We start from the raw sequence: 7,492 nt of genomic DNA, 5'->3' as shown, positions 1-7,492 counted from the left end.
TGTTGAAACGCAAGGTCAAGAAGCTGATTGAGGAAGAAGACGAGCGCAAGCCGTTTACGGACGACCAACTGGCGGCTGAGTTGCAGCGGCAGGGTATCCGGGTGACGCGAAGGACGGTTGCCAAATACCGCGAGGACATGCAGATTCCCAGTACGCACCAACGTCGTGTACGCTAACCTGCATCGTACAGAGACGAGGTAATCCCATGGACGTCGAGTACACCGGAAGACAGGCAAGCGTCACAAAGAAGTACAAAGCGCAGACAGAGGTCGGGCTGGCGCGGATTGTAAAGATCGTGGGCAATGCGGGTAGCGCGCATGTGACCTTATCCAGAGACAAGTACCGGTTTATCGCCGAAATTACAGTACAGACAAAAAGCCTGAAGCTGGTGGCAACCTGCGAGTCGACCGAGATGGCGACCGCCCTGCGCGACGCCCTGGCCAAGATCGAGCAGCAGGCCATTCGGCGCAAGAAGAAAAAGGTATCGATCAAGCGGCGGGGCAAGTCCGGCGTAGCGATCGCCGGTGAGGAGGAGGCAGAGGCCTCTGGAGAGATTGCGAAGCCGGCAGCCGAGAAGATTGCGGTGAAGGCCAGCAAGGGGCGAAAGACGGTGCCGATGCTCGTCCATTCGTTCCCGTCTCACTCTCCTTTATCGGAGCCGCACGTCGCGCGATCGACGGACGGTGTGGCCCTCCGGCCGATGTCGCTCGAAGAGGCCGTGAAAGAGGCCGCGTTCCGCGACCGCGATGTCTTCGTCTTCCGCGACCATGGCGGCCGTGCGATGGTGTTGCACCGCAAGCGCGATGGCAAGATGGAACTGATCGAGGTGCCGTAGAGGCGGCGCGCAGGCAGGTTTTGCGCGGCAATGCTAGGATTTGTCCATGCCACGCAAGACCTCGAAAAAAACTGCCAAGGCCGTCTCCGGACCGGTAAGCAAGGGCGAGCTTGTGATTCTGACGGGATTGTCAGGCTCGGGAAAGCTCTCTGCGCTAAAGGCCTTTGAGGATCTTGGCTTCTATTCTGTCGATAACCTGCCACTGGAGCTGGTGCCTCAGTTTGCCGATCTGGTGCGCCAGTCTCCGGAGATCGAGCGCGCCGCGCTGGTAGTAGACGTGCGCGAGGGGATTCGGCTGGACGAGTTTCCGCAGATCCTCAAGAAGGTGCGCAAGGTGCTGCCGACCCGCGTCCTGTTTTTGGAGGCCAGCGAGGATGCGCTGATCCGGCGCTTCTCCGAGACGCGGCGGCCGCATCCGATGGGCCGGACAGATACTGTCGTCAAATCGATCCGGGCAGAGAGAAAGCGGCTGGACCCGATCCGAAACGTCGCAGATATCGTGCTGGATACGACGAAGTTCAACGTGCATGAGCTTCGCGCTCATATCAACGCGCAGTTCGAGCGCGACGAGACCGACCAGAACCTGACCATCTCCTCGAACAGCTTCGGCTTCAAGAATGGAGTGCCGTCGGACGCCGACCTGGTCTTCGATGTGCGATTTTTACCCAACCCGCACTTTGTGCCGGAGTTCCGCAAGCTGACGGGACGGCATCCGAAGGTCGCCAAGTATGTTCGGCAATTTCCGCAGACCGCGGAGTTTCTGGACAAGACGACCGACATGCTGAAGTTTCTTTTGCCGCACTACATCAAGGAAGGCAAGAGCTACCTGACCGTGGCCTTTGGCTGCACCGGGGGGCAGCATCGGTCGGTATTTATTGCGGAAGAGATGAAGAAGCGGCTGGTCGCCGAGGGTTACCGCGTGAAGACCGCGCACCGGGACATGCCGCGCTAAAGACAGATAGCCGATCACGTTAGGAAGATGGCCAATAGAATAGTGAGATGCCGAGTGTAATGAGGATGGTCGGGAGAGTGGCAGCGTGAGACGTATCTGGCGGTTGCTGCTCTATGTGCAGCCCTATGCGCTGTATTCACTGCTCTCCGTGTTGTTGATGGCCGTCGTGGGCGCGATGGCGGCGTTTCGTCTGCTGCTGGTCAAGCCCATCTTCGACAATGTCTTGAGTCCGAATGCATCGGCGAACATTCTTGTCTTCAAAGTGCCGCATTTGGGATGGTCGCTCGACCTGAATTTCCTTGTTCCCAGCCACTTTCACAATGCATGGGACGTTGTCGCCTACGCGCTGGTGGTTTCGGCTCTGTTGAAGTCGGTCTGTGACTATGCGGGAACGTATCTCGTGAACTACGCCGGGTTCGGGATGATTACGGACCTGCGCAACGATCTCTACGATGCCATTCTGCGGCGCTCCATCGCATCGCCGCGGACCCCGCGGCGCACGCGAACTCGGTGGTCTTCATCCGCGTCCTTGCTGAAACCGGCGCCGCGGTGCTCACCGCCGCGGCCTTCATGCTCTGGTTCGACGACATCTGGTGGGCGCTGCTCGCGGCGGTCGTGCTGATGACCATCGCGTCGTTCGTGCTCGTAGGCACCTCGCCCCGGTCGGTCGGGCGTCGCAACGCGGCGGGGCTCCTGCGTGGCAGCGCCGGGCTCGTGCGCGGCATCCGTCTTCTGCTCGGCCCGATCGCGCACCTGCTCGTGATCCTCAGCAACCGGGTTACCCCGGGTGGGGCGCGGGCATCGAGCTTCACCTCCGAGGAACAGCTGCTGAGCATGGTCGACGAGGCCGCGCTGCAGGACCTCATCGAGGAGGACGACCGCGAGCTGATCCACTCCGTGTTCGAGTTCACCGAGACCTACGTGCGCGAGGTGATGGTGCCGCGCACCGACATGGTCACGATCGGGGCGGATGCCTCCACCCGCGCCGCGATCGCGTTGTTCCTCGATCGCGGGGTGTCCCGCATCCCGGTGATCGGCGAGGACGGCGATGACGTACGAGGCGTGCTGTACCTCAAGGACCTGGTGCAGATCGCCTTCCGCGACGGTACGGTCGCGAGTGCGGTGCCGGTGGCGGGCATCGCCCGTCCGCCTGTGTTCGTGCCCGAGTCGATGCGCGCCGAGACACTGCTGCAGCAGATGAAGCGCGACGCGGTGCACGTGTGCATGGTCGTCGACGAGTACGGCGGGATCGCCGGGCTCGTGACCCTCGAGGACATCATCGAGGAGCTCGTGGGGGAGATCGCCGACGAGTATGACCCCCGCGCAGACGAGGTGGTCGAGGTGCGCCCCGGAACGTTCCGGGTGAGCGCGCGCCTCGGCCTCGACGAGGTCGGCGAGCTGTTCGGGCTCGACCTCGACGATGAGGATGTCGACTCCATCGGAGGACTGCTCGGCAAGGCGCTCGGTCAGGTTCCGCAGCCGGGCGCGACGGCCGAGGCGCTGGGGCTCCTGCTCACCGGCGGCACCTCTCGCGGCCGCGGCCGCGGACTCGCGACGGTGTTCGTGACGCGTGCAGCCGACGCCGCGGCATCCGCCCCCGAGGAACACGCGACCGACGAGCACCCCGCCGGATCGAAGAAGAAGCGCACAGCGAAGGCGGCCCGCGCATGACCGAAGACAGCCCGTACCGCAGCGGTTTCGTCACCTTCGTCGGGCGGCCCAACGTCGGCAAGTCGACGCTGACGAACGCGCTCGTGGGCGAGAAGATCGCGATCACGAGCGACAAGCCGCAGACCACGCGGCGAGCGATCCGCGGCATCGTCGACCGTCCCGACGGCCAGCTCGTCGTCGTCGACACCCCGGGCGTGCACCGTCCGCGCACTCTGCTCGGGCAACGTCTCAACGACCTCGTCGAGGACGTGCTCGGCGACGTCGATGTCATCGCCTTCTGCGCGCCGGCCGGGGAGCGCGTCGGTCCCGGTGACCGCCGCATCGCCGCCTCGCTCGACGGCTACCCGCGCTCGCGCAAGGTCGCCCTCGTCACCAAGACCGATGCGGCGTCGCGCGACGAGGTGCTGGAGCGTCTCGCCGAGGTCGACGCGCTGCGCGACGACTGGGCCGCCGTCATCCCCGTCTCCGCGCTCACCGGTGCTCAGCTCGATGTGCTGGCGGACGAGCTGCTCGGCCTCATGCCCCAAGGCCCGGCGCTGTACGAGCACGGCGTCGTCACCGATGAGTCCGAGAGCGATCGCGTGGCGGAGATCATCCGCGAGGCGGCACTGCGCGACGTGCGCGAAGAGCTTCCGCACTCGATCGCCGTGGTCGTGCAGGAGATGGGCCCGCGCGAGGACTCTGATCTGATCGACGTGTTCGCCGACATCGTCGTCGAGCGCGACAGTCAGAAGGCGATCATCATCGGCCGCAAGGGCGCGCACCTGAAGGATGTCGGCGCCCGCGCCCGCACGCAGCTCGAGGGCCTCCTCGGCTCGCGGGTCTATCTGTCGCTGCACGTGCGCGTCGCCCAGGAGTGGCAGCGCGACCCCAAGCAGCTCGGCCGGCTCGGGTTCTGACGCGGGGTCGCGGCATCCGTCATCGACCGGGGCTCACCCGGGTGTAGCCTGGTCGCATGCGTGCGGGTGATCTCCTCCTCCTTAGCTGCCGCGGCGGGGCCTAAACCTAGGGCCACCTCGTCGCGGAGCTTGTCGTCGGCCCGCCACATCCCACACGAGGAAAGACGATCATGGAGAACACCCAGAAGGCATCGGCTCTGCCGATCCACAAGTACCGCCCGTATCACGAGCAGATCCGCGTCGACGTGCCGGACCGCACCTGGCCCGACGCCCGCATCACCCAGGCGCCGCGCTGGTGCGCCGTCGACCTGCGCGACGGCAACCAGGCCCTCATCGACCCGATGAGCCCCGAGCGCAAGCGCGTCATGTTCGACCTGCTGGTGCGCATGGGCTACAAGGAGATCGAGGTCGGGTTCCCGAGCGCCAGCCAGACCGACTTCGACTTCGTGCGTCAGCTCATCGACGAGAACCTGGTCCCCGACGACGTCACCATCCAGGTGCTGACCCAGGCGCGCGAGCACCTCATCGAGCGCACCTACGAGGCGATCGCCGGGGCGAAGCAGGCGATCGTGCACCTGTACAACTCGACGAGCATCCTGCAGCGCGACGTCGTGTTCCGCACCGACACGCAGGGCGTCATCGACATCGCCCTCGAGGGCGCGCGCCTGTGCCGCGAGTTCGAGAAGCGCATCCCCGAGACGGCCGTCTACTACGAGTACTCGCCCGAGAGCTACACCGGCACCGAGCTGGAGTTCGCGGCCGAGATCTGCAACGCCGTGCTCGACGTCTTCGAGCCGACGCCCGAGCGCAAGGTCATCATCAACCTGCCCGCGACCGTGGAGATGGCGACGCCCAACGTGTACGCCGACTCCATCGAGTGGATGAACCGCCACCTGGCGTACCGCGAGAACGTCATCCTGTCCCTGCATCCTCACAACGACCGCGGTACGGCGATCGCCGCCGCCGAGCTCGGCTACATGGCCGGTGCCGACCGCATCGAGGGCTGCCTGTTCGGCAACGGCGAGCGCACGGGCAACGTCGACCTGGTCGCCCTCGCGATCAACCTGTTCACCCAGGGCATCGACCCGCAGATCGACGTCAGCGACATCGACCAGGTCAAGCGCACGGTCGAGTACTGCAACCAGCTGCCGGTGCCCGAGCGCAGCCCCTGGGCCGGCGACCTCGTCTTCACCGCGTTCAGCGGCTCCCACCAGGACGCCATCAAGAAGGGCTTCGAGGCGATGGCCGCCCGCGCCGAGCGCGAGGGCGTGTCGGTCGACGACCTGGAATGGGCCGTGCCGTATCTGCCCGTCGACCCGAAGGACCTGGGCCGCTCGTACGAGGCGGTGATCCGCGTGAACTCGCAGTCGGGCAAGGGCGGCGTCGCCTACCTGCTCAAGAGCGACCACGCGCTCGACCTGCCCCGGAAGCTCCAGATCGAGTTCTCGGGCGTCGTACAGGCGAAGACCGATGCCGAGGGTGGCGAGCTCACGAGCTCCCAGATCTGGGAGATCTTCCGCGACGAGTACCTGCCGGCGGATGCCGCCGACGAGCGCTGGGGCCGCTTCGAGCTGTTGTCGACGCGTACGCAGAGCGATGTGGGCGGTCAGCTGCGGCTCGACGTCACGCTGCGCGACGGCGAGGAGCGCACCGCGGCGGACGGCATCGGCAACGGACCGGTGGCGGCCTTCCTCGCCGTGCTGCACGAGCGCGGCTTCGACGTCACGCTCTACGACTACGTCGAGCACGCGATGAGCGCCGGCGGGGACGCCCAGGCGGCGGCCTACGTCGAGCTGCAGATCGACGGGGAGCGCCTGTGGGGCGTCGGCGTCGACGGCGACATCTCGACCGCCTCGCTGAAGGCCATCGTCTCGGCGGTGAACCGCGCCATCCGCGCCCGCGAGCGCGAGGGCGCCCTCACCGCGGTGTGACCCGGGGTCGCCGTCGGGTCAGTCGCTCTCCGGTCGCACGATCGGAATAGCGGATGTCTCGACGGCGACCTTTCGCCTGTAGAGCATGTGCTGCTCGGGCAGCGACAGATCGAAGATCACGGCGAGGATACGGATCACCGCCGTCACGAGGAATCCGGCGACTGCGGATCCGACGATCGGCACACCGAACGCGTTGAGCGCTACGACCGTCGTGCAGCCCACCCCGGCCGCGACCGCATAGAGCGACCCGACGTGCATGATCGCCACCGGGAGCCCCATCATCACGTCGCGCAGCACACCGCCGCCGACCGCCGAGCAGACGCCCACGAAGATCGCCGGCACGACGGGCAGCCCGAGACCGAGCGCCTTCGTCGTTCCGAAGGCACCGAAGAGCCCGATCACCAGGGCGTCGAGCGTGACGATCACAGAGTTGAGCTTTTGCAACGGCCCGGCGAGCAACATCCCGAGCAGCGCCGCGCCGACGCCGATCAGCAGATACCAGTTGGTCTGCAGCGGAGCGGGCGTGACGTTCAGCAGCAGATCGCGGATGAGACCGCCGCCCATGCCCATGAGGATTCCGATCAGGGCCACACCGAGCAGGTCCAGACGTCGTTGCCCCCGGAAACCGGAGGCGAACAAGGCCCCCTGAACTCCGCCGAGACCCACGGCGAGCAGATCGGCCCAGAGCGGGATGGTGAAGGTCGGCTCGGTCACGCGTCCATTGTCGCAAGGCGCGACGATAATCGATGCGTGCCCACTTACCGCGACGAGGTCGTGGTCCTGCGCACCCAGAAACTGGGGGAGGCGGACCGCATCGTCACCCTCCTCGGTCGGCAGCACGGGCGCATCCGCGCGGTCGCCAAGGGGGTGCGCCGCACGTCCTCGCGCATCGGCGCGCGGCTCGAGCCCTTCATGGTCGCCGACGTGCAGATCTACAAGGGCCGCACGCTCGACATCGTCCAGCAGGCGGAGAGTCTCGCCACCTACGGGGCCGACATCGTCGGCGACTACGACCGCTACGTCGCCGCGAGCGCGATGGTCGAGACCGCCGACCGGCTGGGAGAGGCCGAGGCGACTCCGCAGCAGCACATCCTCCTCCTCGGCGGCCTTCGCTCCCTGAGCCGCGGCGACCACCACCCCCGCAGCGTGCTCGATTCGTACCTGCTGCGGGCGCTCGCGATGTCCGGGTGGTCGCCCGGCCTCG

Annotated in this window: 9 protein-coding genes; 8 read left to right on the top strand and 1 reads right to left on the bottom strand. The window is 66.1% G+C overall.

From position 1 onward, the window contains the following. Positions 1-2 precede the first annotated feature (2 nt). The 7 genes from ABT08_RS13215 to leuA all read left to right on the top strand — a co-directional run bounded on the left by ABT08_RS13215 (position 3) and on the right by leuA (position 6,288). Positions 3-176 (top strand): RNA polymerase factor sigma-54, encoded by a 174-nt coding sequence (locus ABT08_RS13215; protein WP_353743293.1) that lies wholly within the window; start codon positions 3-5, stop codon positions 174-176. Between the two features lie 29 nt (positions 177-205). Then, on the top strand, positions 206-835 hold the full coding sequence (gene hpf, locus ABT08_RS11830) for a ribosome hibernation-promoting factor, HPF/YfiA family (protein ID WP_288115080.1): 630 nt from the start codon (positions 206-208) through the stop codon (positions 833-835). Between the two features lie 46 nt (positions 836-881). Then, positions 882-1,787, top strand: a complete 906-nt coding sequence (rapZ, locus tag ABT08_RS11825) for an RNase adapter RapZ (protein ID WP_288115079.1) — start codon at positions 882-884, stop codon at positions 1,785-1,787. Positions 1,788-1,872: 85 nt separating this feature from the next. After that, positions 1,873-2,409, top strand: coding sequence for a hypothetical protein (locus ABT08_RS11820; RefSeq protein WP_288115078.1), 537 nt, complete (start codon positions 1,873-1,875; stop codon positions 2,407-2,409). Beyond that, the gene (locus tag ABT08_RS11815) at positions 2,298-3,458 is read left to right on the top strand and encodes a hemolysin family protein (protein WP_288115077.1); all 1,161 of its coding nucleotides are present in this window, start codon (positions 2,298-2,300) and stop codon (positions 3,456-3,458) included. The genes ABT08_RS11820 and ABT08_RS11815 overlap by 112 nt, the downstream gene beginning before the upstream one ends. Beyond that, complete coding sequence (gene era, locus ABT08_RS11810) at positions 3,455-4,357, top strand: GTPase Era (RefSeq protein ID WP_056208786.1); 903 nt, start codon at positions 3,455-3,457, stop codon at positions 4,355-4,357. Before ABT08_RS11815 ends, era begins: the two co-directional genes overlap by 4 nt. A 170-nt stretch (positions 4,358-4,527) precedes the next feature. Then, a complete protein-coding gene (leuA, locus tag ABT08_RS11805) occupies positions 4,528-6,288 on the top strand; it encodes a 2-isopropylmalate synthase (protein ID WP_288115076.1) in 1,761 nt (586 codons plus the stop codon). A gap of 18 nt (positions 6,289-6,306) precedes the next feature. Here the strand turns inward: leuA and ABT08_RS11800 are convergent, their stop codons facing one another. Beyond that, positions 6,307-7,002, bottom strand: a complete 696-nt coding sequence (locus tag ABT08_RS11800) for a trimeric intracellular cation channel family protein (RefSeq protein ID WP_056208792.1) — start codon at positions 7,000-7,002, stop codon at positions 6,307-6,309. A gap of 36 nt (positions 7,003-7,038) precedes the next feature. Here ABT08_RS11800 and recO point away from each other — a divergent pair. After that, the coding region (gene recO, locus ABT08_RS11795) for a DNA repair protein RecO (protein WP_288115075.1) at positions 7,039-7,492 on the top strand (454 nt) is incomplete at its 3' end.

This window comes from Microbacterium sp. SCN 71-21 (genome assembly GCF_001725695.1).
Classification (GTDB): domain Bacteria; phylum Actinomycetota; class Actinomycetes; order Actinomycetales; family Microbacteriaceae; genus Microbacterium; species Microbacterium ginsengisoli.
This window is presented reverse-complemented; position numbering and strand designations above follow the sequence as displayed.

Excerpts from the sequence above, each read along its gene's own strand:
- hpf (WP_288115080.1), top strand. The coding sequence starts at position 206 with ATGGACGTCGAGTACACCGGAAGACAGGCAAGCGTCACAAAGAAGTAC.
- rapZ (WP_288115079.1), top strand. The coding sequence starts at position 882 with ATGCCACGCAAGACCTCGAAAAAAACTGCCAAGGCCGTCTCCGGACCG.
- era (WP_056208786.1), top strand. The coding sequence starts at position 3,455 with ATGACCGAAGACAGCCCGTACCGCAGCGGTTTCGTCACCTTCGTCGGG.
- leuA (WP_288115076.1), top strand. The coding sequence starts at position 4,528 with ATGGAGAACACCCAGAAGGCATCGGCTCTGCCGATCCACAAGTACCGC.